A 24,739-nucleotide genomic window follows, 5' to 3' on the forward strand; every position below is an offset into this window, starting at 1 on the left:
ATGCAACAGGCGCCCCGGATGGAATCTTGCGGTCTGAGCTGACACCGGAATGTGAAGCTAGCGCCATTTCCGTCGAAAATTAGCTTGATCTTATGGTCGACAACATGTATACATCATGTCTATGTCAAACCCTTATCAATCACAACGCCCTGCCATAGGTCAACGCGCCGATGCTGCGCAGGACGTCGTCTACCGCTGGCTGAAGCAGCATGTGCTGGACTTGCCTAGCCGCGAGGGCACGTTCCTTACCGAGGCTGAGGTCTGCCGCGAGACGGGAACGTCGCGGACGCCGGTGCGCGAGGCGCTGTTGAGGCTCGAAGCAGACGGCCTCCTGCAGATCGTGCCGAAAAAGGGCGCCTATGTACCGCCGATCACCGAGACGGAGATCGAAGCGGTGATGCAGGCGCGCGGCTTGGTGGAAGAGTGGTGCGCGCGGCAGGCGGCCGGCTTCGGCGACATGCTTGCGACGGAACTCGACAGGCTGATCGCCCGGCAGGTGGAGGTGCAGCACGACACCGTTGCGTTCATCGAATGTGATCGGGAATTTCATCGTACGATCGTGCGCGCCGCCGGCAATCCGGTGCTCGCCGACTTCTACGAGAGCCTTCGGGACCGCCAGTTGCGGATGGGCGTGCGCGCTATCACAATCTCCGGCGGCCGTGGCGACAGCGTGCTTGCCGAGCACGCAGCGATCGTCGAGGGCATACGCCGCGGACAGCCCGAACAGGCGGCCGCAGCCGTCGCCCAGCATCTGACGCGGACCCTCGTCGCGTTGCGGCTGCCGATCGCGGCAGGCTGGGGTTCGGTTGCAACCAAGCGCAGTCCGGCGGTGGCAGCGCAGTAAGAGGAAGGCCGCGGCGTTCGCATGGCAGTTGGTCAACGGAATTGGTGAATTGATTATCGTGATTTAACAGATCGGTGCCGAAAGGGCCGGGCATGATCATCCACAGGGAAACGGCTTTCGACGTGCGCGCGTTCCGCCAGGCACTGGGACAGTTTCCGACCGGCGTCTGCGTCGTCACCTGTGTGGCCGATGGCGAGCAGCTCGGCATGACGATGAGTTCGTTCAACTCGCTGTCTCTCGATCCACCTCTCGTACTGTTCAGCATCGACCGTCGTTCAGCCGGCCTACCGCTCTGGCAGAAGGCCGCCAGTTACACGGTCAACGTCCTCTCGGAAAACCAGAAGGACATTTCCAACCGCTTCGCCAAGCCACTTTCCAACAAGTGGGAGGGGATGCGGTTCGAGCAAGGCCGCTCTGGCGCCCCGGTGCTGCCCGGCGCGGCGGCGCTGTTCGACTGCGAGCCGTGGGCCAGGCACGAAGCCGGCGACCACGTGCTGTTCATCGCTAAGGTGAAGCATTTTCGGTCCTTCGCCGACCGGCAACCGCTCGTTTTCGGCAAGGGGCGCTACGCATCACTGCAGCCAACGGAGTTCGCGGCGCCGCTTTGGCCGCTCGACATCCACTACTGATCGCGGAGGGTAAGATGATCAAGACTGGGGCGCAGCATATCGAGATGCTGAGAGACGGCAGGCAGGTCTACATCAACGGGCAGACGGCCGGCGACGTCACCGCGCATCCAGCCTTCCGCCAGACGATCCGGTCGGTCGGCATGCTCTACGACTTCCAGGCGCGGCCGGATAACCGGGCGCTGATGACCTTTGAAGTTCCCGAAAGCGGCGGGCAGCGGGCCAATCGCATCTGGCAGTTGCCGCGCAGCCATGCCGAGCTCGTCGAACGGCGCAAGGCGCTGGAAACCTGGACGGAGCTTCATTACGGCTTTCTTGGCCGCGCCCCAGACCATGTCGCCTCCTGCATTTCCGGCATGTTCATGGGGATCGAGGTCTTCGAGGCGTACGACAAGGCGCGAGCCGCGGCACTTGCCGATTATTACCGCTACGCCCGGGACAACGAACTCTATCTCACCTATGTCATCATCAATCCACAGGCAGACCGCTCGAAGTCCGCGGGTGAGCAGCAAGACCGCTTCCTCACCGCCGGCGTCGTCGACCAGGACGCAGCAGGCCTGACAATCCGCGGCGCCAAGATGCTGGCGACCGGCGGCATCATGGCAAACGAGGTGTTCGTCACCTGCATCCAGCCGCTACGTGAGGGCGACGAGCCCTATGCTGTGTCCTTCGCCGTGCCGATGAATGCCGGCGGGCTAAAGATCCTGTCGCGCAAATCCTACGAGGGGAGCGCCGCCAGTGTCTTCGATAATCCACTGGCCAGCCGCTTCGACGAGAACGATGCCGTGCTCTACTTCGACAATGTGAAAGTCCCCTGGGAGCGCGTATTTATCAATGGGGACATCGCCATGTGCCAACGGCAGTTCCATGCCACGCCGGCGCATGTCTTCCAGAACTACCAGGCGCAGATCCGCCTGATGGTGAAGATGCGCTTCCTTGTCGGCATCGCCCGGCGCATCGCCGAGACCAACGCCGTCACCAACTTTCCGCAGGTGCGCGAGACGCTGGGAGTGCTTGCAGCGCAGAACACCATGGTCGACGCATTAGTACACGCCATGGAGGTGAAGGGCCGCATGCTTGGCGCCTATTTCGTGCCCGACGCGCATACGCTCTATTCGGCTCAGGTGCTGACACAGCAACTCTATGCCGGGGTGATCCTCGCCTTGCGCGACCTGGCGGGCGGCGGGCTGATCATGCTGCCGTCTTCAGTCCAGGATTTCGCCGATCCGGAGCTGTGCAGTCTGATTGAAAAGACACAGCAATCGCCGGTCACTTCGTCGAAGGGCCGGGTAAAATTCTTCAAGCTGGCCTGGGATGCGATCGGCTCAGAGTTCGCCTCGCGCCACACGCAATACGAGATGTTCTATGCCGGCGCCACCTTCGTGACCAAGGGGCACAGCTTCCGCACCTTCGACTGGGACCGCTGCACGCAGCTGGTCGACCACATGCTCGACAGCTATTCGCTGGACGACGAGGTCGACCGTGCCGCTCCGGTTGCCGCTTGAGGTTTGCCATGCCGATCCGAAAGGAACACAAGGAATTTCACACGATCGACATGACCGGGGAGGACTGGCATTCGCCGCCTGGTTACCCGCCCGGCATCGAGCAGAAGATTCTTGCCGGCCGGCTCGACGACGCGGGCAAGACCGGGCACCGAACGCGGCTGCTGCGGTTTGCGCCGGGCGCCTATACGACGGTGCCGTTCGTCCATGAATACTGGGAAGAGGTCTATCTCGTATCGGGAGATCTCATCGTCGGCGGATCTTCAGTCGAAGAGCCGTCGCTGAGTTTTGCCCCGAACACCTACGCTTGCCGGCCGCCTGGCGTCTATCACGGTCCCTTCCGGTCGCATACCGGGTGCCTGTTGCTCGAGCTTCACTACTACGAGACTTAACTTTTCTCGAACGATGTCCGCGCCCAAGCATGCGCCGCCGAGCCGGTAATAGCGCGTCTCTGACGTTCCTAATGTCTGTTGCGGGTCACCGACCGTAAAGGGGTGGCTGCGGGTCAGCCCCGCCTGGATCAACGTGAGGTTCTGGGGGCCGAGGGAAAAGATAAGCCCGAGGCCGAACACGAAGCCGGATTCCGCTGCCGGCGACAACAGGGCGTCGGCTGTCATGTGACGCCACCAGGCTTTTTCGGTCCCGCACCCTTCTGCATCTGCCGCCTCCCACGCGACGTAGTGTGGAAGGCAGGCGCATATGGATCGCTTACGGCAAAGCCGGCAGTCCCGCTCCCAGGTTCACGGTTCGAGGACCGGACCTGGATTGACAGCTAGACTGCGGCACACGGATCGATTGTTCAAACAGCTTGTGCTGCACGCACCCAATCGAGTCTTGCGGCGGGAACAAGGCCGTAATTGTAAAAATTGATACCGTCGACGTCCGGCGCCAGCGCCGGTTTCACCTTGGCGGCGAGGATTTCAGGGCCCGCCATTTCCGGATAGAAGAGCCGATAGCCGGCGCCGAGGAATTTCTCTGCTCCGAGCGCGGTACGGCCGGCCGCCATCAGGCCTGCGACATCGCCGGCCTGCATGTCGTAGGCACACAGGATCGCCCCGTCACAGACCTTGCCGAGCGCTGCCAGATCGCAGCCGCCGAGCCAGCCGTCTTTGAGGTCGATGATGAGGACACGTGTCTCCGGGTCGGCAACCTCGCGCAGCTCGGCGACAAGACTGGTCACCGGCTCGAACCGCCACAACAGATAGGCATGGAGTTGCGGCCAGGGCAGAAAGGTGTCGAGGCCACTTGCGGGAAATTCTGGAAAGCGCCGTTCAGGAACCGCGCGCTCGCACGCCTCGGCAATCCACTGCTTGACGAGCTCACGCGCCGCCTCGCCTTCGATGCCGGCACCGGCCGCACGCGCGAGGCAGGACGGACAGAAGCACAGCGACAGAAGGAAATCGTCTTCCGGCGTCAGCCCGACACCGTCCTTCTCGTGATGGTATTCATGGGCAAAGCCCATGAAGGACGGGCTTTCAAGTTCGATTCTGTCCGGCTTGTAAGTATGCGTGATATCCGCGGCCAGCGCGCGGACGTAGGCGCGAGCATCCGGATGCGATGGGCAGAGATTGTAATAATTGGGGTCGCCAAAGGCGTTGCGGGTGACGGCCTGCGGATAAAGCATGCCGAGGCGGGTATTGTGCAGGCAGACCGTCCAGCACGACACCTGGAGGCCGCCTGCCTCGCGCCGTTGGACAAGTTCGGCCAGAACGTCGCCACCTTCCGTGATCACGTCCGCCACCTTGGGCTGGATCACGAGATCGGCCCATCGCGCGGTGGTTGGTTTGAAGTAGATCGTGCCGTCCTCCGGGAAATAGGCTTTGCGGCGCGGGCTGCGCGGCTGCAGGAACCGGCCGGCATGATAGGAGGTCGCCAAGCTGATCATGTTGAGCCCGGCACGCTCGAACAGATCGCGTTCGACCATCTCCAAGCCCAAATCCTGGACATCCCAGGGATAGGTCCACATCGAAAGCTGCATGAAATATCCTCAGTTTTCTGCAATGGCGCCGTGAAGACGCCGATTGGGCTCCCGTCAGCCTTCCACCGGTTCGGCGACTTGCAAGAGGCAGTCTCCCGCCTCGCACATCGTGTGCAGCCGGCGCGAAAGTACGATACCGCTTTCGGCGAAATGCAGGGCTTCCTCGGCAAGATCGAGCCGTTCGAGGTCGTGATACCAGCCGGCCAATTGTCCGGCGGCCACGCCGTCGCCGAGCCTGACGGCGGGTTCGAACCAGCCGCGGCGGGTGGCGTACAGGCCCTGACTGTGCCGGGAAAGCGAGAGCAGTCGCGTCGGCGCCGAAGGCTTTGACTCAGGCGCAAGGACCGGCGCTTCGACCACGCCGAGGGTGATCATCAGACTGTCGATCGCGCGAGCGGTAATCGCCATCGTGTCGACTGTGGCGGTGCCGCCGCCGCCGAACTCGCCGCTGACGCCAATGGCACCGGCCCGGCGGGCTGCGCCCATGGAGGTCGGCGAGGCCCGGCCATTGTCGGCCACGAACCCATACGGCATGCCGAGCGCCCGCATCAGCTCAACCCCGCGCCCCTGCCGGTCGGGATCGGTATTGCGCTCGACAAGCGCCGTGGGAAGATGCTCCATCGAGGTGCCGCCCGAATGAATATCGAAGATGACGTCGTGCCGGGGAAACAGTTCCGTCTCCAGGAAATTGGCAAGCCGGCTTGTCGGGGTGCCCAACGGATCGCCGGGAAAGGCGCGGTTGAGATTGCCGCCGTCAAGCGGCGAACAGCGTTTGGCGGCCATGACCGCCGGTGCGTTCGCCATCGGCAGAATGGTAACGCGGCCCTTGATCCGCTTGGGATCGAGCCGGCGGATCAGCTTTGCCAGCGACAGCTCGCCCTCATATTCGTCGCCGTGATTGCCGGCCATCAGAAGCAGCGATGGGCCTTCGCCGTTGCGAATGAGGCAGATCGGGACTTTGACCTGGAAATAGGGCGAACGGTCTATCGAGAAGGGAATGCTGAGATGGCCTGATGTCTTGCCGTCCCGGTCGAAGTCGAGCGTATGGGTGACGCCGGTGTGCATGGCGACAACTCAGACAGCGGCAACCGCGGTGACCTCGATACGGAGATCGGGGTCGGCGAGACGAGCCTCGACGCAAGCCCGCGCCGGCAGGCGTTGAGGATCCACCCAGGCATCGTAGATGCTGTTCATTGCGTCGAAGTCGCCGATCTGCGGCAGGAAGATGTTGACCGCCACAAGCTTCGACTTGCTGCTGCCGGCCTCGACTAAGAGCGCCTCGATCTTTGAGAGCACATCGCTGGTCTGGCCTTCGATACCGGCCTTGCGATTGTCGGCCACTTGGCCTGCGATGTGGACGAGGCCACCATAGACGACCGCCTGCGACATGCGGGAGCCGGACTGGAAATACTTGATCATATTGGATCCTTTCGAGGTTCTCTTGGGGCCGCCGCAAGATCCGGTCAGCCGAAATAGGTGGGAAAGGCGTGGCGGACATGGCCGGCCGCGTCGACGCCGAAGATCACGCGATAGCGATCGAGGCAGGTGCAGGGATGGGAGATGCCGAATTCAATGATGTCGCCAACGGCAATGTCGTCGCTGGGTGCAATCGACAGGAAGGCGTGCTGGTCGTTGAGCTTGAAGACCTCGGCGTGCGGTACCGGCAGCGGCTTGCCGGTCCGGAAGACCGCGAGCACCATCGGAAACCCCTGATCGAACGACACGTCGCGCATACCCATGCCGCATATCGCGAGGCCGGACTCCGGCCGCGACAGCACTTCGGCCCATAGGCGCAAAGCCGGACGAAACGAGTTTCGTGCGGAAACACCAACGCCGCCGACTGCAAAGCCCTTGCGAGCATCGAGTGCGCTAAGCGAGCGATCATAGATGCCATGGTCGTGGAAGAAGATGGCGCCGCTGCGCAACACCAGCGTCGCATTGCCGTCCCTGGACACGGCGGACGAAAGCGCGGCGACCACTTTGTCGAAGAACACCGAGCCGCCGGCCGTGACGACCAGCGGCGCAGCGTCGCCGACGCGGGCGCGAAGCCGCAGCAACATGTCGGCGGTCATCGCCAACAAGTCGGAGATCACCTCCTCGGCGCGGCCGGAGTCGGGTTGCGCCGCGGCACCTTCGTAGGTTGCGACACCGGCAATCAGCAGCCGTCCGCCGGCTGCATCAACTGCATCGGTGATCGCCTCAGCTTCGCCAGTAGTCCGCGCGCCTGCCCTCCCCGCACCGAGTTCGACGAGCACGCGCAACGGCGGCAGCATCGCATTGGACCGCCAGGCTTCGGCGAGCGCATTCACGGCGACGGCAGAGTCGGCGAAGACGAAGAGTTCGACGCTTGGCCAGGCGCCAACCAGCGCGGCGAGCCGGTTCGCACCGCCTGATCCACCAACCTCGTTGGCGATGATCAGCCGTGTGAGGCCGGCCCTGAGCATCACCGCGGCTTGTCTGATATCCGCGACGGTCGTGCCCCATGCTCCGGCCTCTACCAACGATCGAGCAAGGTCCGGCGCCATCGGGGTCTTGGCATGCGGCGCGATCATGGCACCATGTTCACCTGCATAGCGCAGAAACAGGTCACGATTGGCGATGAAGGCCTCCTCGTCGAGGGTCAGCACCGGCAGCGACATGCGCCCATCAGCCGGGTGCCAGCGCTCAGATGCGACAAGGCTGCTGTCCAGCCCGAAGGTGCCGGGCGGCACGCCGCGGATGCAATCATCGAGCAGGAACTTTTCATGGGTCGCGAGCGACGGTACGGGTGAGTTTTCGGTCATCCGATGCTAGTCCTTTCGCCTTCGCAGGATGAAGTCCGGATCGATTTCCACCGGCCACAGCAAGAGAGAGATGCGTGCCAAAGCTTTACTCCGGACCGATCATCGATGCCCACCATCATCTTTGGGATCTCGGCCTCGGCCGGCACCCCTGGCTCGCTACAACGGCTGGCGAACGCGGCGGCCTGGGCGAGGTTGGCCCCTTGCGGCGAACTATCTTCCAGAGGATTATTTGCGCGACGCCAGCCGGCACAATGTCGTCGCCACCATCCATGTCGAAGCCGGTTGGGCCGGGGATGACTGCGTCGGCGAAACGCGGTGGCTTGAAACGCTCGACAAGTCGCGTGGCGTGGCCGCCCGCTACGTCGTTCACGTCCCGCTGGCGAACCGCCATGCGCCGGCACTGGTCGAGGCGCAGGCGGCATTCGACCGTGTCGTCGGCGTGCGCGACATACTGAGCTGGGATCCTGACCCTGCCCGCCGTTTCGCTGCCCGTGACGGCATCATGGACGATCCGGGCTGGCGGGCCGGCCTGTCCCTGCTTGCCGGCCATCGGCTGGTTTTCGATCTGATGGTGTTTCCGCGCCAGCTCGCCGGTTCGGCGCGCCTTGCAGCGGCCTATCCGGACCAGTTCTTTGTCCTCAACCACTGCGGCAGCCCGATCGATCGCGATTCCGACGGAATGCGGGCGTGGCGCGAAGGAGTTCGGCGTTTGTCCCAGTGTGACAACGTCGCCATCAAGATATCGGATCTGGTCGCCTACGATCATGACTGGACGCTCGACAGCCTGAAGCCGGTTGTCATGTATTGCATAGACTGTTTCGGCACGCGGCGCGCGATGTTCGGCAGTGACTTCCCGGTGGCCGGTCTGCACGCGTCGTTCGATGCGGTATATGACAGCTTCAAGGCCATTGCCTGCGAGCTTTCCGCAGACGAGCAGACGGCGCTGTTCTTCGGCAATGCAAGGCGCATCTACCGGCTGGACGGTATGTCATCGGCGGGCCTGCTCCCTGCCTGAGAGAAGCAGCAGCCCAAGGATCAGTGAACCGAACAGAATGCTGCGCCAGCCGGGCGATGCGTTGACGACGGTGATCAGAGCCGTGATTGTGACCAGCAGGATGGCGCCGGGGATGGTGCCGGCATAGGTGCCGAGCCCGCCAAGGATCGAGGTGCCGCCGAGAACCACGGCGGCAATCGAGGCGAGGAGATAGGGATCGCCGATCCCGACATAGCCCTGTCCGTTCATGCCGAGCACCAGCACGCCCGCGAGCCCTGAAGTGAAGCCGCTGATGCCATAGACCGCCAGGGTGGTCGAGGCGACGGGAACGCCGGAGAGTGCCGCGGCGAGTGGGTTGGCGCCCATGGCGAAGAGCCGTGCCCCAAAGGATGTGGCATGCATTGCGGCCAGAACGATCACGGAGACGGCCACCCACAAGAGCACGCCTGCGGGAATACCGGCCGGCCGCGCATTGCCGAGCCAGCGGACCAGCGGGTTTTCGGCGGTCACGGCGCTGCCGCCGGCAATGATGATCAGCAGACCCTGCAGGAATGTCGCCATTGCCAGGGTCATGATCATAGGATGAACGCGCAACAGCGCCACGCCCAGCCCGTTCACCAGACCGATTGTCGTCGTCAACGCAAGGACGGCAAGGACGGCGGTGAGCCCGGTCGGATCCGCCTGCCACGACAGCAGCGGCAGGCTGACGGCGCTCACTGTGACGATCGCCGCGACGGAAAGGTCGATGCCGCCGGCGATGACTACGAAGGTCTGGCCGGCCGCAACCAAGCCAATGACCGCGGCCAGTTCGACCAGATAGCGCAAATGGCCATAGGCGCCGAAGCCACGCGAAGCGAAGCTCGCCGCGATCCACACCGCTGCTACGATGGCGACCGTGAGGAAGGGCCGGCTGCACAGGATTGTCAGGGCGCGTCTGCCGCCAACGGTCTCTTTCCATGCTGTCATTGCTGCACCTTGCGGAATTGCGGGATGGCGACCGCCCCGATGATGATGAGGCCCTGGGCGACATACTGGGCGACCGGCGTGAAGCCGAGGAAGAACATGACACTGATCATCAGGCTGAGCAGCAGGCTGCCGGCAAGAGCGCCGCGCATCGTGCCTTGCCCGCCGAGGAAACCGATGCCGCCGAGCACGGCGGCGGCGATGGAATTCAGCGTGAACGCCGTGCCGATGACCGGATCGCCCGAACCCGTTTGCGCGGCGACGAACAGGCCGGCGCCTGTGCAAAGCAGACCGCTGATCGCGTAGGCGGCGATCCGGGCACCGTCGACCGGCACGCCGGAGCGGTAGGCGCCGACCGGATTCTCACCGGCGGCATAGAGGCTCAAGCCAAGCGGCGTGGCGAGATAGAGCTTCCACAGAAGGACGATGAGCACCAGCAGCACGAAGGCCGCGGGCGTGTTGCCGGCAAGCAGGTCCGACAGCCATTCCGGAATGGCGCCGCCGGGCCTCGGCAGGATGAGCAGCGCAGCACCGCCGATGATGAAGGAGCCGGCGAGCGTCACCACGATCGCCGGCAACCGAAGTTTTACGACAATCAAGCCGGTCGCGGCCCCAATGCCGAGGCCGGTCAGCGCCACCGCAGCGGCACCGCCGGCTACGCCCAGCGGCCCGGTCATCGTCGTCGCGGCGATGACGGCGCCCAGGCTGACCATTGCGCCGATGGCCAGGCTGATGCCGCCGGTAAGCATGAGGATCGCCTGAGCCATGGCGACCAGAGCCAGCGGAAACCAGCTCTGGGTGAATTTGGCGAAGCCGGAAGCGGTCAGAAGGCCAGGAAACAGGACGCCATAGGCGACGAGGAATGTCATGACCACGGCGAACAGGCCGCGCACGCCGACATTGCGGCGCAGCTGAACCGGCCAGTAGAGAGCGCCGGTTTGCCTTGAGGAGCCCACCGTACTCATGCCGCCACCTTGCGCTGTTCGGCGCCCATCGCGGCGGAAACGATCGCTTCCTCGCTCAGTGCGCCGCGCTCGAGCATGGCCACGATGTGGCCCTCCCGGACCACCGCGACGCGGTCGCAAAGGTGCACCAGTTCGGGTGTGTCGGAACTGAGCAGCACGACCGCCTTGCCGGCGGCGGCGAAGTTGCGAAGCATCATATAGATTTCGCGCTTGGTCTCGACATCGACGCCGCGTGTCGGGTCATTGAGGAGAAGCACAAGCGGGTCGTGCGGCATCCATTTCGCCAGCGCGACCTTCTGCTGGTTGCCGCCCGACAGGGCCTGTGCCGGCCGGCCGAGGTCACCCTTGATGGCAAGCTGGACGGCGAGACCTCTTGCCGTCTCACGCTCGGCACGGCGGCTGCGCAGCTTCAGCGCCGGCAGTCTTGCGAAAGCGGGCAGCATCATGTTGGTGATGATGGAATGGATCAGGTGCAGGCCTTCGCGCTTGCGGTCGGCCGGAACATAGGCGAGGCCAAGCGTGTTGGCCTTCGGCACACCGGCGGGCAGACCCGAAGCACCGTTGACGGTCGCGGATGCCGTCCTCGCCGGAATGGCACCGTAGAGGCCGAGCAGCAAATCTTCTTGCCCTTGCCCAACCAGGCCTCCGATGCCGAGCACCTCGCCCTTCCTGATATCGAGATCGACATCGCGCATCAGGCCGGCCGAAAAATTGCGAACCGAGATGGCGCTGGCAGCCGATGCCAAAGGCTGCCAATGCGGAAAGAGGTCGCCGGGGTCGCGGCCGACCATCAGCCGTACCAGTCCGCTGGCGTCGGTTCCTTCCAGCGTGCGGTCCGCCGTGCAGGTGCCATCCTTCAGGACAGTGACATGCTGGCACAGCGCCATGACTTCGTTCAGCCGGTGCGAAATGTAGAGAATAGCGATGCCCTCGCCGCGCAGCCTCTCCAGCAACTCCGTCAGGACTTTCGTTTCGGTCGCCGAAAGCGACGAAGTGGGTTCGTCGAGAATGAGCACGCGCGGCCGGCGGTAAAGCGCCTTGGCTATCTCCACCATCTGCCGGCGGCCAAGCGACAAATGTCCGACCGGTATCGAGAGCGGTTCGTGAAGCCCGACAAGATCGCATGCTGCCCTGGCCCGCACGGCGAGTTCGGGATAGTCGAGCAAACCGAACCGGCGCGGATAAGCGCCAAGGCCGATGTTCTCGGCAATGGAGAGGCTGGCCGTCAGGCTGAGTTCCTGCTGGACAACCGCGATCCCCGCCTGTTGCGCATAGGCGGGAGTCATGCGCGACACCGGGCGCCCATCGATCTCGATCGCCCCCCCGTCCGGGCGCAAGGCACCGGACAAGAGGTTGATCAGCGTCGACTTTCCGGCGCCGTTCTCGCCGAGCAGCGCATGCACGCGGCCCGGCTGGAGAGCGATGGACACGTCGCGCAGGACGGGGTTGCCGAAGAAGGACTTCGACACCCCCCGCGCGGCAAGAAGCGGAGCCGTGGCCACCAATTTCTGCGACCTTTCAGGCTTATTGTTCAGCCAGCAGCTTCTTGAACAGTTCCTCGTCGTAGGGCGAATAGATGTAGCCGTCGGCCGGAAAATCGGCCGCCCGGCCGAGGTACTGATCGATGTTGGAATTGTCGATCACCGGCAGCGGGATCTTGACGAAAGCCGGGACATCCTTGCCCTCCAGCGCCTGGACGGCGGTGTAGGCGGCGAAGGCGCCGAGCCAGTTCGGCTGCATAGTCGCCCAGCTCTTGAGGTCCTTTTCCTTCCAGAGTTCGAGGAACTGACGGGCATTCTCGCCGGTGATCGGCACCTGTTCGCGGCCCTGCTTGTCGAGGGCGAGTACCGCACCCGCCGACAAGGCGCCGCCGAGCGACAGAATTCCGTCGATCTCGGAATTGGCGAACAGCAGGCTGGTGACGGCTTCCTGTGCAGGCGCGACGTTGTAGGGCGTGTTGGTCTCGGCAAGGACCGTCACGTCAGGATGGGCCTTAAGCGCCGCGTCAGCGCCTTTGCGACGATCGTCGCTAACCGAAACGCCGGCCGGGCCGTTGAGGATCAGAATCTTGCCCTTGCCGCCGATCGCGTCGATCAGGAACTTGGCCGCCTGATCGCCCCACTGGGCGGAATCGGTGTTGACCTTGGCGGTCACCTGGTCGGTGTCGACGAGGCTATCGAAGTTGATGATGGCGATGCCCTTGGCGCAAGCGTCCGCCAGCACACGCGCCGGCGCGGTCGACGAGCCGGCAATCAGGATGATGGCGTCGACGTCGGAATCGATCATCGACTGGATCTGCTGGATCTGAACGTTGGCGTCGCCCTGGGCGTCGGTCACCACAAGCTTGTCGACCAGTCCTTGCTTCTTCAACGCCTCGACTTCGGCTTCGATAGTGCCCTGTGTCTGCTTCATCCAGGTCGGCACTGAATAAATGTTGGCCCAGCCGATCGTGTACGGCGCCTTGCGGTCGCCCTTGATGCATTTGGCGGCCGCATTGGCCTGCGAGCCGGCGCCGAGGCTCAGGAGGAGACCGAAGCAAAGGGCGCTGGCGGATGCGAAAAACGATGATTTCGTCATGATTGTTCCCTTCTGAGGTTAGGCCTGGACGTGCGGGGTCCGGACGAAAAAGCTCGCCGGTTGCCGCATCCGGAAACCGCCTGTGTTTTCGTCAGAATTTTCTGCGCCTGGCTCGTTATTGTCTGATATTTCAGACAGCATGTCTGTATATCGGACAAATCGGATGCTAGACTGAGCCTTGACATCTTTCAAGCGTCTTGAGACGAGGGCCGAATTGATTTGTAGGCGGATGCGGCCGACATGAGCGATAGCGCCACTGGTCTGATCGAAACGGAAGCCGGCGCCGAGCCGCGTAATGGCGAACGGCGCCGCGGCATCGACCGCGTCATCATGCTGCTGGAAGCGCTTTTACGATACCGCGCGCCGATGCGCGTTGGCGACATCGCCAAGATGATCGGCGCACCGCGTTCGACCACCTACGAAATCGTCAACAGCCTGCTCGAAGCCGAAATGCTCGAAAATGTCGGGACGGAAGGCTACGTCTATTTCGGGCGGGCTATGCATCTGTTCGGCTGGGCCTACTCGCATCACAACGCCCACTACCGACGCATCATCGAGACGCTGGACAAGATGGCCGCTGAGACAGGCGAGACCGTGCAGCTGTGCGGCCTGCGCGGGAACAAATACATCGTTCTCGATTGTCGCGACTCTTCCGGCCCTTTCCGGATTTCAAGCGATGTCGGGGTCGAGGTGCCGATCCCGTGGACGGCATCCGGGCGGCTCTTGCTTGGCCATATGAGTGAGGAAGAGGTGAAGGACTTCATCCCGCCTGGCGACTACAAGCTGCCCGACGGCCGCGTCATTGCGCCAGCCGAATTCTTCAGCGATGTCGCCCTGGCCCGCCAGCAAGGTTTCAGCGAGACCGCTGCTCTGGCCGACCGCTTCACGTGGTGCATGGCCGCGCCTATCCGCGACGGCCACGGCGCCATCAACAAGACCCTTTGCTTCGTATTGCCAGTCGACACAGCGGAAACGCGGCGCAGCGAGTTGCTTGCCCTGCTGTGCGAACGCGCCCGTGGATTGTCGTTGGCGGGAAGCTAATTTTTGAAGAATCGGCCCTGACGCATTCGCCAAGAGAGCGCGGAAAAAAAGGCCGGGCTCGAATCGGCCCGGCCAAAATGAAGGTTACAACCTTCAGAGGGGGAACGCGGTTCAGCGGAATGGGAGGAAACCGTCGAACGGTGTTTACCTGTTTGAGCTTGTTTGGGCGTGTTGGCGACGAACAAAATTCCAAAAGCCGGCGGGATGACGAAAATTCCTGTTCTATTTGCTCTGACGTTTTCAGACAGATGACGCCCTCGTCTCAAGGAGATCGGCATAATATCGGCGCGCCACGTCGGGGTGCGAGCGCAGGCGACTTTTCAGCACGTTGGTTCCGGCGTCGCGAAACAGCGGGTTGTCCGGATCGCTCGCCGGTCCGCGCGCCTCGGCAACCAGTTCTTTAGGCAGTGTCAGCAGCGGGATCGTCGCATCGAGCCGGGCGCTGAAGAAGAAAGGAACGGAAATTCGCTCGACACCGGCCGGCGGCGTGACGACACGATGCACCGTCGCCCTGAGATAACCGTTCGATGCCAGTTCGAGAAGCTCGCCGATGTTGACCACCAGCGTTCCGGGGATCGGATCCACATTCACCCAGCTTCCGTCATATTCGACCTGCAGCCCCTTGTTCTCGTCCTGAAGCAGGAGCGTCAGGAAACCGCCGTCCTTGTGTGCGCCGACGCCCTGGTCGCCCCCGGTTGCGTCGCGCCCGGGATAGCGCACGATCTTCATGCGATGGTTGGGCTCACCGCTATAGATCGGATCGAACGCGTCCTCGGCCTGGTCGAGCGACAGCGCAAAGGCATTCAACAGGCGGACTGCCACCGCCGTCGCCTTGGTCTGCCATGCCAGCAGCGCCGGCTTGAGTTCCGGCAGGGCCGAAGGCCACTGGTTCGGCCCTTGCAGTCGCGTCCAGGCAGGAATGCCCGCCCCCGGTGGTATGGATCGACGCTCGACGCCGATGTCGAGCTGTTCGCGCCAGTCGGCCTTGCCCTTGGTCAGTTCGCCACCGCTGCGCGTGTAGCCGCGGAATTGCGGGGATTTGACCATTTCGATGGCCAGCTTGTCGGCTTCCGGCAAGGCAAAGAACCGACGCGAGGCGTCGAGCACCTCGTGGATCTCAACAGCCGAAATTCCATGCCCGCTGAGATAGAAGAAGCCGACATCGCGGGCCGCCGTGCGCAGGTCGAACAGAAAGGTCCGACGCTCCGACGCGCCCTGTTCGAGACGGCTGAGATCGAGCACGGGTACAATCTTGGCCATGGTCAACCTCCTCCTGCCTCAACCCTTGGATCAGGCCTTACGGTGACACGCAGGTCGTTGCGATCAAAGCTATGGTCGATCCAATCGCGACGCCAATGGAAGAAAGTCAGCGCTGCGTTTGGCGGCCGGCAGGCAAATAACGTCCGAACGGGTATTCCATGGCACGAAGGCATCACGGCAACCATATAGGCGAATTGCAGTGCGGCCGACGCTCAGAAATTCTCGAGCCATGGCCTGAGTTCGAGCTCCCAAGTCCAGGCGCTGCGATGCTGCCGGTGGGTTGCGAGATAGGTTTCGGCGATCGCGTCCGGAGATAGCCGGCGATCCTGCCGGTCGGGTTCGGCTGGCCTGTCCGGCCTATTCTGTCCGGGCTCGTTCGGCGCGATCACGCCGTCGATGATGAAATGCGCGACATGGATGTTTTTCGGGGCAAGTTCGCGGGCCATGGATTGGGCCAGTCCGCGCAGGCCGAACTTTGGCATGGCAAAGCCGGCCGAACCCGGAAACCCCTTGACGCTGGCGGTGGCGCCGGTGAACAGGATCGAGCCGGAGCCGCGGGAAAGCAACCGGCGCGCAGCCTGCTGGCCGACCAGGAACCCGCCATAGGCGCCGACCAGCAACGCCTGCCTGACCGATTCGGGATCGAGGTCGGCGATCGGTCCTCGGGCGCGGCCGCTGGCGTTGAAAACCACAAGCGACAGAGGACCGGCTTTGTCGGCGACGTCGAACAGGTTTTCGACTGACGCGACATCGGCAACCTCCGTTTCGACCGCCAGCGCGCCGGTCTCGTCGACCAGCGTGCTCAGCTTGCCGAGGTTGCGGGCAGCCAGGACCACGCGAAAGCCCTCCTTGGTGAGAAGACGTGCAAGCGAGGCGCTCAGCCCCAGCCCTGCTCCTGCGATAACTGCCACGTCTGATGTCATGGAGCTTCTCCTTTACGGATTCTGGTATGGTACGGATTCTAGTGCGGCGGATTGGCGATTCAGGTCCTACCACTCGTGTTTCTGAGGCAGACCGTCCGTCAGATCGTAAAAATCGGATTTCGAGCCGACGTAAATATGTTCGCCGAGACGAAGGCCGGTCGGCCGATCGAGGATCGACTTGCAGCACGCCATGACGGCAAAGTTGCCGCTGGTGCGCGCGCATTGAGCAGCGACAGGCGATCGGCTGAGCAAGCTCGCCTGCAATCTCGTAGCGCACGCCGGCCGCAGAGACAACGTCCCGTCGCCATCCGGTCCTCCGTGATCCGCCGCAATCGAGTAGTGCGGTTGGATTGTTGTGACATCGAGGGTTTTGGCGGCAGCACAGCCGCTGGTGTGGTGAACGGCCCCTGCGTAGCGAAAAGGACGATGCCCGCATCGCGCAGGAGGTCGATGCGGACCGCTTCTTCAAACTGATGTTCGATCTGCTGCGGGATTAGGGCGAATTCGAACGGCACCCTCCTGATCTTTGCGTGGATCGCAGAGGGCGGCGCTACCGACTTGAAGGATCGGCGCGCGCACCCGCCGACGGCGCGCAATTTCGACGCCGTCGGCGGCCTCCTGTGCCTCACCCCACTGCCCTCTTCCTTCGGATCAGGAAGGCGTGAATGATCTTGGGAGAGTCTTCCACGCTGCGACCCAACTCTATACGTGCCGGCGGGTACGCAAATCGGTGCCATCACCCATTTTTGGGCGGCCGGTTCCCCAGTTTTCGCGGGCGTGTTCTTGCTTTTGCGGGAATTACCTAATTTTCGTGCGGTTCCAGGCGCTAGGCGCCCGTCGGAACGACGCGTTTTTGTATGCAGCGGTATCGCCATGCAATCGGCGGTGGCTCCGATGCTCACGGCGCTTATGAAACCGAGCAGGATGATGGAAATGCAGCAAACAGCGTTGATCGCGAGCGCCGTCACCATCTGCCAGTCCCCCACCGCTACGAGGGTGTAGGCGACAGTGGAAAGATGCGATGCGGCGAAAGGCTCCAGGGCCAATAAGAGACCGCAGTCGCGCTGAGCGGCGGCCCATTACCGGCTCACCGGTCGAGAGCGTCCTGGATCGCTGCTTGTTCCATCGGATCGGCCATCGGAGTGGCAGCGGGCTCGCTCACGAGAACCGTGGCGCCGTCCCGCATGATCTCGAAATCGAGAGATGGCTGGCCGACGGCTTGAGGCAAGGAGATCACCATGTGTTGCCCCGGTCCGAGCGTGGAGACGAAACGCATCGGCTGCGCATCGGCCCCTGAAGCCAGGGTCGCAACGACCCGGTAGCCGTCCTGCTCAACCGTGTAGTAGACGACGCCTTTGACGTGGCCGAAATGGATGCTGTGGCCGTTCCCCGGCGCAAGTTCCGAGGCCGCGGCCACGCTCGTGGTGGCGAGCAAGACCGTCGCAAATGCGGTAGAAGACCTGATCATTGCTATTCTCTCCGATTGGCGAGCTCATGGACTGCTTCGCAGTCTGTTCCAAACTCACAAGCGCAACCTATGCGCGGGGGCATTCGCGCACATCGGTACGGTCACCTAGTTTCCCGGCAGCTGATCTCCTAGTTTTTCACGGGCTTGCCTAGTTTTCACGGACTTGCAGCGCGACTGCCGACGGCAAAAGCCAGGGCTCGCCGCGAAGGCGGAGCAGAATTTCCATCCGGTTTGCTGCGTTGAATTTGCCGAGCACGGCGGAAACCTGGTGCTCGATTGTCCGCGGCGAGCGCGACAGACGCCGTGCCGCCTCCTTGTTGCCCAAACCTTGAGCGATCATTGTGAGTACCTGTTGTTCTTGCCTCGTCAGGCCCAGTGGATGCTGCCTAGCCACGGTGTACGGCCCCCGGCGCTGCTTCGGCAGCTGATTGGCAGCTCCGATGCGCTGCGCCAGCTTTCGCGCCAGCGCTGCCGCGGGGCGCGCTTCGACGCCCTCGAATGTAGCCACGGCGCGCGCCAGCGCCGCGCCGGCATCGGTTCCGCGGACCTGCATGAGGGCGAGCGCTGACTCATAGGGAAGACCCAGGCGGGACCATTCTGCAGAGGCCGCCATTGGGTCGCCGCGGAGTTCCAACGCTTGCGGCAAAGGAATGCGGCCGGCCGGCACCGGCAGCGATCCCGCCATTCCGCAGCGCTGCCACCAGACTGCCAGTTCACCGACATCCCAGGGACGGAAATTGTCGAGGTCCATTTCGGTGAGGGCCGTCAGCTGCTCGTGGCCGGCGCCGGGCTCCTCGGCAAGCCAGGCGGCCTCGGCCAGCGCCAAGCGAACCGGTATGACGCGTTGAGCCTCGCCGGTCGTCAGACCCTCCTGGAGCGCCTGCTCCAGTAGGGCCGCGCCACTGGGTTCACCCAGCCGGATCCGCGCCCTGCCGAGTTCCGTCAGAGCCGGCAGGTGCATCACCATCGGCAGGCGTTCCAGATTCATGACGCCTTGGGCAATCGTCTCGGCCTCGCGAAAGCGGCCCTGCTCGGTACGAAGCTGTGCCTGCCGGCCGAGCAGGTATTGCGCCGCCGAATCGAGGTCGTGCCTGGCGCAATACGCAATCCCTTCCGCGAGCAGCCGTTCGGCCAAGGCGAAGTCCTTGGCCACTACCGCGCATTCGGCGAAGTTCGTATAGGCCCGCGACGCATGGTCGTGAAACCCGTGATCGAGCGCCAGGGTAAGGCTTTCCTCTAACCGCTCACGCCCGCCCGGGCGGTCGGCGAACATCAGCGCTGTGCCGACATTGTTCAGGCCGTGGACGCGTGTCTCGACCTCACCCAACCGGTCCGCCAGGCTGATCGCGCGCTCGCCCCATTCGATCGCCTCGTTGAAGCGATAATGCAGCATGTGTAGCTGCGAGCGCGTGCTGTAGGCCATCGCCAGTTCCGGCCCAGGCGGCAGGTTCTCCACTTCACGCACTGCCTGATCCGCGTAGTCTTCCGCCTCCTGACCCTCTCCGCGGCGCCAGTGGAGACGCGACAGCCAGCGCAGATTGGCCCCGACCTTGTCGATGCGCCCAAGCTCCCGCCAGATCGCAATGGCGCGATGCCGCGCCTCGATGATTTCATCGTAGACGAACAGCGACAGGCCCGCCTCGTAGGCCCAGTCTTCACAAAGCTGGGCAGCCAGCGCCGACGGAGCCTCTGAAACGTATCGGAGTGCGGTCGCCAGATGTGAAGCCGCCTCTCTATGCGCGCCCAGACGCGCGGCCTGCTCGGCGGCCTGCGGCGCGAGTTCCAGGACGCGTTCGCCGTTGTCGGCGCCGCCGGCATGGTGCACCCGTCGCGAAAGTAGAGCGCTTGCCTGCGCCGCCGGAAGTTCGGAGAGTGCCGCTTCGACTTTCGCATGCAGCGACCGTTGGAAAGACGGAGCGAGGCGGTCGAGCGTCGCTTCCCTGGCAAGCTCGTGGCGAAACGTCAGCGCGCCTTGAACATCCCGCCGCAGCAATCCCCGTCCCACGCACTGATCCACGAGAACTTCGGTCTCGTCCCCGAGAAGTGCCCGGATCAGCCACGGCTCAACGCTGCCCGGCATGATGCTCATGACCTCCAGCACCTCGCGCTCTCCAGGGGTCAGGCGCGACAAGCGCGACCAGACCGCATCGCGTATGGAATCGGGCACGCGCCCCGATTCGACCTCACTGCTAGACAGGAGTTCGGTGACGAAGAAGGGATTGCCCTCGGTAATGCGATAAAGCCCGTCGGCGGAGCGGCCGGCCTGCTCGGCCAGCACCGTCACCGCCTGCGAAGACAGCGGCTCCAGGGTCACGCGGCTCACCGAGGCGGACGGAAGGTCGCCGAGCACGTGGGTCAGAGGATGATCGGCACTTATCTCGTCTCTGCGCATGCTGAGCACCAGCATCGTGCGAAGCAGGGAGACGCGGCGACCGAGGTATCTTACCAGGTCAAGTGTCGCATTGTCGGCCCATTGCATGTCCTCGAAGACGAGCACGGTCGTGCCCTTGGTGTGCTGAAGCGCATTCAACAACGCCGGAAAAAGCCGCTCCGGCGCCGCGGTCTCCTCGAGCAGCTCCGCCACGCGGGGGTCTAGCAGGTGCGCCATGTCCTGAAGAGGACCGAGCGGGCGCGGTGTGAAGAGCGCCTCGCACCAGCCCCACAGTATCCGGTAATTCCTGTCCGCGTTTTCCGCGAATTCGCGCAGGAGGGAAGTCTTGCCGACGCCCGCTTCGCCGTCCACCAGCACGGTCCCGCCGTGTCCGGCCGCAGCTCTCTCGGCGCTGGCCAGCAAAGTTCCAAGCGGCCCCTCTCGCTCAAGCAGCATAAAAGCTCACGCCTCCTTAACCTTGAAGGTACAGCAGTAAGCCTCGAGTGCAACAACGTCATTTCACGCGGATTGATTGGAATGACGGCTTTCGTCTATTTCGTCTTCGATCGCATCGTCGATGGCTGCCGACGGCGCGAACGCCGTCGGCCAGGCAGATAGTGTAGAAAGACCTGCTGCCGATGAAGATGACATCCTCGACCCGTCCCACCGCCGATTGCGTGGTGTCGTTGTCCCGGTTGAAGCGGAAGGATTCCGGTCGGATTGAGACGATCACCTTGCCGCCTAATTCGCTGGCGGGAACGATGCTGCTGCGAAAGCGGAGCCCCCGAACCGGTGGCGGGACGCATCAGTCATGGAGCTCCCGCGAGATCGCCGGGCCGACCGAAAAATCGCTGAATGTGACTTCGAAACCTTCGCGTTGTGGCGAACAGCACATCATGCCGATATCGACTGTTTTCGAGGGCGGGAAGTAGGCGAGCCGCACCGGCTTCCAGTGATGGTCGGAGGCATCAAGGTACTGAACACGGATGGTCTCGGCGTGGCGGGTCAGCCGGATCGTGACGCCGTCCGGACCAGCCGGGATGCTGACCAACGACCAGTCGGAAGCATCATTGGTGACGACGACGGAAAAATATGCCAGCCCGTCGGTGAACTCGATGCCGGCCTTGACCCAGTGCGTCTCGCTCAGCCGGACCATCAAACCGGCCTGATCATAGAGCACCTTGTAGTCTCCCTTGACAGTGACTTCGGCGCTGAAATCGCCCTCGACCTGCCGGTAGAGGAAGTGGCCATTGTCGCGCCAGAAGCCATAAAACGTCTCGCGCCAGAAATCAGTCTCCTTGCCGGTCCGCACATGCACGGAGCTGTCGCCGAAAGCATGATGCGGTGGCGGGTTGAGCCAAGTCAGTTCTGCATCCTGAGATGTCATCGTTGCTCGCCTCTCCGGTTCGTGTTGCGTTATCCGTCGAGGCTACGCCCTCATCTGGACCTTTGTACGCGGGTTCGACGTTTCATTTCGGCATTTGGTAAAGCTCGGACGCGGCCTCTCTCAGCGCGCGCCGGCTCTCTGGCCTGAAATACATCATGTGGCCGCCTTCCAGTAGGTCAATGCGGATCGGCTTTGCGCCAGGAAGTGAAGGAATCTGGCCGACAAGGTAGCGGGATGCCAAATAGGGTGTCACCAGGTCGGTGTAGCCGTTGACGATCAAAACGCCGAGGCCGGGGTTCAGCGCTCGCGCCTGCTGAAGGTCATCCATCACGCCGACATAGCCCTGACGCGTCGGGCTCGTCCCGTAATCCCAATTGCCGCTGACTTCACGGTTGAGAAGCCGGTAGCTTATATCGGTGCGGAATTTCAATTCCTCACGCACATAGCTGACAAAGGCGGAAGTGAGCACCGGCACGCTTCGGTCGAGGACCGGATCAGGACCGCGAGGCCTTGGACTTTCCGGGGCGATGTCCGCCGTTTCGATCGTGCCGTCATAGGCGCTGAGAACATTGCCCCTTGCCCGCGCAAACTCCTTGGCGAAGAGTTCGGTGGGAATGCGTGCAAAGTTTCGTTTGACGAGTTCGAGCGGCAGGCCGGTGATTTCGGCCACGCGCGGGCTCGCCAGGCGCCCACCCTGTTCCAGCCCGCTGGCAAGCGCGACAAGATAGTCGCCGAGGGCATAGCGTTCGACATCGGCCAACCGCTCGTGCAGCTCGGAACCGGTGACGCCTTCGCTGCGCAGGCGCACCGCCGCCAGCGACGGGAGCTCAAGCGCCCAGTGGAGCGGCTGGAACTCGTCTGGGCGCACGAGCGTGAATTCGAGCGCCGGCGAGATGAGCACGATGCCGCGAGGACTGACGCCGATATCATCCTGAAGCGTCTTGGCGAGCAGTGCAGCCCGAAACCCGCCATAGCTTTCGCCAGCAAGAAACACCGGTGACGCCGTGCGGCCCGCCTGTGCCAGATAGAAGCGAATAAAGGCGCCCATCGAGGCGGCGTCCTGGTTGACGCCCCAGAAGCTGCGCGCCTCCGTCCCGGGTGCTTCGCGGCTGTAACCCGTTCCGACGGGGTCGACAAAGACCAGGTCGGTCATGTCGAGCCATGTGTTCGGGTTGTCCAAAAGCCTCTGCGGCGATGGGAGAAAACTTCCATTATCCGCCGTCGCCATCACGCGGGGACCGAGCGCGCCGAGATGCAGATAGGCGGAAGCCGCTCCTGGACCTCCATTGAATACGAACGTAACGGGACGCCGGGGGTCAGGTTCCCGGCTTGGCTCGGGACGTAGCGTGTAGGCGACATGAAAAATTTCCGCCGTGACGTCGCCCTTACCGGATAGCAACGAGAGAGTGCCGGCCTTTGCCTGATAGTTCAGCGTACGTCCCGCGATCACGATCGAATGATCAGAGATCTGGGGAAGCGGGAGGAGAGACAGAACTCCACCCGAAGGCGACGGCCGCTCGGCCACTTGCGCATGGCCGGCTGGAAGGCCGCCAGCCAGCAGCAACATAGCAAGGTTGAATTCTAGCAGCTTGGTACGCATGACGACTCCGCAGCGGAAACAACTGGAAGCTATCACGCTGATGGCTCAGCCGAAATCACAGGATCGTGCAGCCCTTAGCTGCTGGAACGAGACCGATGGCTTTCAAGGCACGATCTTCACGCACATTGGCGTGCCGATATCGATGGATCGCCCGGTGTCGGCCAGCCGCCCCATGGCCGCGTCGCGCGCGAAAATCGAGATGCGGTCGGCGTTCTGGTTGGCGGAGAAGAGGTGGCGGCCCGAGGGTGTCAGTGCCAGATGCGCGGCGTAGCGCCCCCGCACGGCGCATAGTCGACGAGCGCAAGCGTGCCTGTTTCCTGGTCAACCGAAAACACCGCAACGCTGACATGGCCGCGGTTGGAACTGTAGAGGAAGCGGCCGTCGGGCGAGATCTGGATGTCGGCGCAATGATTGCCGTCGCGCGCCGCCGCCGGCACGGCCGGTTTCGTGTCGATGACCGAGAGCCTTCCTGGCAGATTGTCGAGCGCAAGCGACACGATCGTTGAATCCAGTTCGTTCATGACGAACACGAAGCGCCCGCCCGGATGCAGCGCCACATGGCGCGGGCCGGCGCCGGGCGCAAGCGCCTGCTCCGCCAGTCTGGTCAGACTGCCATCAGGCCCGATGCGGTACGAGACAAGCCGATCGATGCCGAGATCGGCGACGATTGCCACGCCGCCGGCAATCGTCTCGGTGACGCGGTGAGCATGGGGGCGTTCCTGACGAGCTGTGTCAGGCCCGTTTCCCTCGTGGGCGACGCTCGACAACGGCGCGGTCAGGCCGCCATCCTCGCGCAACCCGTAAACCACGACCGAACGATCGGGGCCGCCCTCGCCCATGCCGTAATTGGCGACCAGCAGCCTCGTCCCGTCGCGCGTGATGGGGTTGTGCGCCGTGATGCTGCCGATGGTCGGCTGCTTGTTGATGTAGGAAAGCGCGGCGGTTTGCCTGTCGAAGCGGTAGGCCGAGACCACGCCCTCGCGCCAGGTGAACACTTCGGAGTTGGCGTAGATGTGGGAGCCGTCCGGCGTCACCGACAGGAAAGTCGGATGGTCGATGTCACCCGTCTCAGTCAGTTTCCTCGTCTCCAGCGTCTCTTCGTCGAAGCTGTAGACACCCAGCCCGACGCCGCGCGCCCCCTGAAAATAAGGCGCCTCGCGGTTGAGGCTGCCGACAAAGACCAGACAGGCATTCCGCATAAATCCTCCCTTGTTCCGCCGGCGTTAGCCGCCACGGATCGCCGCAAAATTTCGCCGAGACTCGCTTGCAACATAATCCCATATGTGAAAATACTATTCATATAAGAAGATTGACGGGAGGACCGGTCATGCAATTCGCTGATCCGCGCCAGCTATGAAGTCTTCAAGGGTGAAGGAGAGCTTGTGCTTTATTGCGAGCACCTGCAGACGGTGAAGTACAGCAATCCGGCCGATTTCGCCGGGAAGACGGAGAAATAG

General features: G+C 63.2%; 24 protein-coding genes and 1 pseudogene. 7 read left to right on the forward strand and 18 right to left on the reverse strand.

From position 1 onward, the window contains the following. Positions 1 to 115: 115 nt before the first annotated feature. From A9K68_RS26780 to A9K68_RS26795, 4 genes are all read left to right on the forward strand, one after another. Positions 116 to 844: a GntR family transcriptional regulator gene (locus A9K68_RS26780; protein WP_065007116.1), complete on the forward strand. Its 729-nt coding sequence runs from the start codon at positions 116 to 118 to the stop codon at positions 842 to 844. A 92-nt stretch (positions 845 to 936) separates the two neighbouring features. Continuing rightward, on the forward strand, positions 937 to 1,473 hold the full coding sequence (locus tag A9K68_RS26785) for a flavin reductase family protein (RefSeq protein WP_065007115.1): 537 nt from the start codon (positions 937 to 939) through the stop codon (positions 1,471 to 1,473). A gap of 14 nt (positions 1,474 to 1,487) precedes the next feature. After that, entirely contained in the window at positions 1,488 to 2,975 is a 1,488-nt protein-coding gene (locus tag A9K68_RS26790; RefSeq protein ID WP_065007114.1) for a 4-hydroxyphenylacetate 3-hydroxylase N-terminal domain-containing protein, read from the forward strand. 8 nt (positions 2,976 to 2,983) lie between these two features. Next, entirely contained in the window at positions 2,984 to 3,364 is a 381-nt protein-coding gene (locus A9K68_RS26795) for a cupin (protein ID WP_065007113.1), read from the forward strand. A gap of 407 nt (positions 3,365 to 3,771) precedes the next feature. Here A9K68_RS26795 and A9K68_RS26800 read toward each other — a convergent pair whose 3' ends face one another. The 4 genes from A9K68_RS26800 to A9K68_RS26815 are packed head-to-tail and all read right to left on the reverse strand — an operon-like array spanning position 3,772 to position 7,733. Then, positions 3,772 to 4,950 carry a hypothetical protein gene (locus tag A9K68_RS26800; RefSeq protein WP_065007112.1) on the reverse strand — a complete coding sequence of 393 codons (1,179 nt, stop codon included), beginning with the start codon at positions 4,948 to 4,950 and terminating at the stop codon, positions 3,772 to 3,774. A 54-nt stretch (positions 4,951 to 5,004) separates the two neighbouring features. After that, positions 5,005 to 6,015, reverse strand: coding sequence for a succinylglutamate desuccinylase/aspartoacylase family protein (locus A9K68_RS26805; RefSeq protein ID WP_065007111.1), 1,011 nt, complete (start codon positions 6,013 to 6,015; stop codon positions 5,005 to 5,007). A 9-nt stretch (positions 6,016 to 6,024) separates the two neighbouring features. Beyond that, a complete protein-coding gene (locus A9K68_RS26810) occupies positions 6,025 to 6,369 on the reverse strand; it encodes a RidA family protein (protein WP_036267438.1) in 345 nt (114 codons plus the stop codon). A gap of 44 nt (positions 6,370 to 6,413) precedes the next feature. Beyond that, the gene (locus A9K68_RS26815; RefSeq protein ID WP_065007110.1) at positions 6,414 to 7,733 is read right to left on the reverse strand and encodes an alanine racemase; all 1,320 of its coding nucleotides are present in this window, start codon (positions 7,731 to 7,733) and stop codon (positions 6,414 to 6,416) included. A 229-nt stretch (positions 7,734 to 7,962) separates the two neighbouring features. Between A9K68_RS26815 and A9K68_RS26820 the strand changes: the two genes are divergently transcribed. Further along, positions 7,963 to 8,748 carry an amidohydrolase family protein gene (locus A9K68_RS26820; RefSeq protein ID WP_246811240.1) on the forward strand — a complete coding sequence of 262 codons (786 nt, stop codon included), beginning with the start codon at positions 7,963 to 7,965 and terminating at the stop codon, positions 8,746 to 8,748. Here the strand turns inward: A9K68_RS26820 and A9K68_RS26825 are convergent. Genes A9K68_RS26825 through A9K68_RS26840 form a run of 4 tightly spaced genes read right to left on the reverse strand, consistent with a single transcriptional unit; the run spans position 8,722 to position 13,232 of the window. Continuing rightward, on the reverse strand, positions 8,722 to 9,693 hold the full coding sequence (locus tag A9K68_RS26825; RefSeq protein ID WP_065007109.1) for an ABC transporter permease: 972 nt from the start codon (positions 9,691 to 9,693) through the stop codon (positions 8,722 to 8,724). The two genes, A9K68_RS26820 and A9K68_RS26825, sit on opposite strands and share 27 nt — an antisense overlap. Then, on the reverse strand, positions 9,690 to 10,655 hold the full coding sequence (locus tag A9K68_RS26830; protein ID WP_065007108.1) for an ABC transporter permease: 966 nt from the start codon (positions 10,653 to 10,655) through the stop codon (positions 9,690 to 9,692). Before A9K68_RS26830 ends, A9K68_RS26825 begins: the two co-directional genes overlap by 4 nt. After that, on the reverse strand, positions 10,652 to 12,160 hold the full coding sequence (locus A9K68_RS26835; protein ID WP_065007107.1) for a sugar ABC transporter ATP-binding protein: 1,509 nt from the start codon (positions 12,158 to 12,160) through the stop codon (positions 10,652 to 10,654). Before A9K68_RS26835 ends, A9K68_RS26830 begins: the two co-directional genes overlap by 4 nt. Before the next feature lie 19 nt (positions 12,161 to 12,179). Beyond that, positions 12,180 to 13,232: a substrate-binding domain-containing protein gene (locus A9K68_RS26840; RefSeq protein ID WP_065007106.1), complete on the reverse strand. Its 1,053-nt coding sequence runs from the start codon at positions 13,230 to 13,232 to the stop codon at positions 12,180 to 12,182. 240 nt (positions 13,233 to 13,472) lie between these two features. On the opposite strand from A9K68_RS26840, the gene A9K68_RS26845 reads away from it, so the two are divergent. Continuing rightward, complete coding sequence (locus tag A9K68_RS26845; protein ID WP_065007105.1) at positions 13,473 to 14,273, forward strand: IclR family transcriptional regulator; 801 nt, start codon at positions 13,473 to 13,475, stop codon at positions 14,271 to 14,273. 240 nt (positions 14,274 to 14,513) lie between these two features. On the opposite strand, the gene A9K68_RS26850 is transcribed toward A9K68_RS26845, so the two are convergent. From A9K68_RS26850 to A9K68_RS26890, 10 genes are all read right to left on the reverse strand, one after another. Beyond that, positions 14,514 to 15,533 (reverse strand): isopenicillin N synthase family oxygenase, encoded by a 1,020-nt coding sequence (locus tag A9K68_RS26850; protein WP_065007104.1) that lies wholly within the window; start codon positions 15,531 to 15,533, stop codon positions 14,514 to 14,516. A gap of 212 nt (positions 15,534 to 15,745) precedes the next feature. Next, positions 15,746 to 16,456, reverse strand: coding sequence for an SDR family NAD(P)-dependent oxidoreductase (locus A9K68_RS26855; RefSeq protein WP_065007103.1), 711 nt, complete (start codon positions 16,454 to 16,456; stop codon positions 15,746 to 15,748). 98 nt (positions 16,457 to 16,554) lie between these two features. Continuing rightward, a complete protein-coding gene (locus A9K68_RS26860; protein WP_156768229.1) occupies positions 16,555 to 17,427 on the reverse strand; it encodes a hypothetical protein in 873 nt (290 codons plus the stop codon). Between the two features lie 116 nt (positions 17,428 to 17,543). Further along, complete coding sequence (locus A9K68_RS26865; RefSeq protein WP_065007101.1) at positions 17,544 to 17,924, reverse strand: hypothetical protein; 381 nt, start codon at positions 17,922 to 17,924, stop codon at positions 17,544 to 17,546. Positions 17,925 to 18,072: 148 nt separating this feature from the next. After that, a complete protein-coding gene (locus A9K68_RS26870) occupies positions 18,073 to 20,751 on the reverse strand; it encodes an AAA family ATPase (RefSeq protein ID WP_065007100.1) in 2,679 nt (892 codons plus the stop codon). Between the two features lie 58 nt (positions 20,752 to 20,809). Beyond that, positions 20,810 to 21,028, reverse strand: a complete 219-nt coding sequence (locus tag A9K68_RS31935) for a TOBE domain-containing protein (protein ID WP_287092629.1) — start codon at positions 21,026 to 21,028, stop codon at positions 20,810 to 20,812. 72 nt (positions 21,029 to 21,100) lie between these two features. Beyond that, positions 21,101 to 21,682 carry a DUF1349 domain-containing protein gene (locus A9K68_RS26880; RefSeq protein WP_065007099.1) on the reverse strand — a complete coding sequence of 194 codons (582 nt, stop codon included), beginning with the start codon at positions 21,680 to 21,682 and terminating at the stop codon, positions 21,101 to 21,103. An 82-nt stretch (positions 21,683 to 21,764) separates the two neighbouring features. After that, a complete protein-coding gene (locus tag A9K68_RS26885) occupies positions 21,765 to 23,249 on the reverse strand; it encodes a peptidase S10 (protein ID WP_246811435.1) in 1,485 nt (494 codons plus the stop codon). Between the two features lie 135 nt (positions 23,250 to 23,384). Next, a complete protein-coding gene (locus A9K68_RS31940; protein WP_246811241.1) occupies positions 23,385 to 23,564 on the reverse strand; it encodes a beta-propeller fold lactonase family protein in 180 nt (59 codons plus the stop codon). Beyond that, positions 23,531 to 24,481, reverse strand: coding sequence for a lactonase family protein (locus A9K68_RS26890; RefSeq protein WP_246811242.1), 951 nt, complete (start codon positions 24,479 to 24,481; stop codon positions 23,531 to 23,533). Before A9K68_RS26890 ends, A9K68_RS31940 begins: the two co-directional genes overlap by 34 nt. A 138-nt stretch (positions 24,482 to 24,619) precedes the next feature. Between A9K68_RS26890 and A9K68_RS26895 the strand changes: the two are divergent. Further along, a pseudogene (locus A9K68_RS26895) lies at positions 24,620 to 24,739 on the forward strand (amine oxidase); the annotation flags it as partial.

It is taken from the genome of Mesorhizobium sp. AA22 (assembly GCF_001672375.2).
GTDB lineage: Bacteria > Pseudomonadota > Alphaproteobacteria > Rhizobiales > Rhizobiaceae > Mesorhizobium > Mesorhizobium wenxiniae.